We start from the raw sequence: 1,018 nt of genomic DNA on the forward strand, positions 1-1,018 counted from the left end.
TTTTGGAAAGGCCTCCCCGTAATACAGCCCCGACTACAGAGCTATCCTCAACAGACTTATCACTCGACAGGGATAATGTTGTCGGGGGCCGGTTCTGTCAATGACTTGCGCGCCAGATTGAGATGGCGGCACAGTCGGTAGGCTCAACCGCCGATATCACCCCACAACCACTGACACAGCGCCATGGCGGCAACCGGGGCGGTTTCAGTGCGTAAAACGCGGGGGCCGAGGGCAACGGGGAGGAAGCCGGCGGTTTCGGCAGCGGTGATTTCGTCCGGGCTTAGGCCGCCTTCGGGGCCGATCATCAGCGCGACGCGAGCGGGCTTGGCAAGGGTGTTCAGGGATGGTTCGGTGCGGTGGTGTAGAACCAGGCGCAAGTCGCAGTCACCCGAGCTTTCAAACCATTCCGACAGTGTCATCACCGGTACTATCTCGGGCACCCGGGCTCGGCCGCATTGTTCGGCGGCGCTGATGGCGACGGATTGCCAGTGGCGCAGGCGTTTGTCTTCACGGTCGCCTTTGAGTTTGACGTCGCAGCGTTCGGTGGTCAGCGGTACGATGCGGGTAACGCCCATTTCCACGGCTTTCTGAACGGCGTAGTCCATGCGGTCGCCTTTCGACAGGGTTTGCCCGAGTACGACCTCCAGATGGGACTCGGTGACATTGGCGGACGGCGTTCCCACTTCGACCGACACGTGTTTCTTCCCGGCCTCAGTGATGGTGGCGGGGTAGTCGTTGCCGTCGCCGTTGAACAGCAGCAGTTCCTGGCCGGGCTGCATGCGCAGCACACGGCCGACGTGTTGCGCTGCATTGTCGTCCAGGCCGGCCGTGGCGCCTTCACTCAGGGGTGAGTCGGTGTAGATGCGGGGGATGCGCATGGTGTTTGTCAGTCCCGTACGGCGATTTCGATGCCTTCTGTGGCCACTTGGGCCAGGTGGCGGATCTGTTCTTCGGTGATCACGTAAGGGGGCATAAAGTAGACTACGTTACCCAGTGGCCGCAATAGCGACTGGCGGGG

2 protein-coding genes are annotated in these 1,018 nt (G+C 61.7%); both read right to left on the reverse strand.

Annotated features, from left to right (window positions below; genetic code table 11):
• Positions 1–143 precede the first annotated feature (143 nt).
• Positions 144–878: a 16S rRNA (uracil(1498)-N(3))-methyltransferase gene (locus tag B3M52_RS04675; RefSeq protein WP_286748984.1), complete on the reverse strand. Its 735-nt coding sequence runs from the start codon at positions 876–878 to the stop codon at positions 144–146.
• 8 nt (positions 879–886) lie between these two features.
• Positions 887–1,018 (reverse strand): hypothetical protein (locus tag B3M52_RS20010; RefSeq protein WP_414673593.1); only part of this gene is annotated, 132 nt, incomplete at its 5' end.

The sequence above is a fragment of the Marinobacter sp. UBA2688 genome (assembly GCF_002352785.1).
Classification (GTDB): domain Bacteria; phylum Pseudomonadota; class Gammaproteobacteria; order Pseudomonadales; family Oleiphilaceae; genus Marinobacter; species Marinobacter salarius.

What these genes read in the sequence shown, in the direction of transcription:
- B3M52_RS04675 (WP_286748984.1), bottom strand. Translation starts at nt 878, where the DNA reads ATGCGCATCCCCCGCATCTACACCGACTCACCCCTGAGTGAAGGCGCC.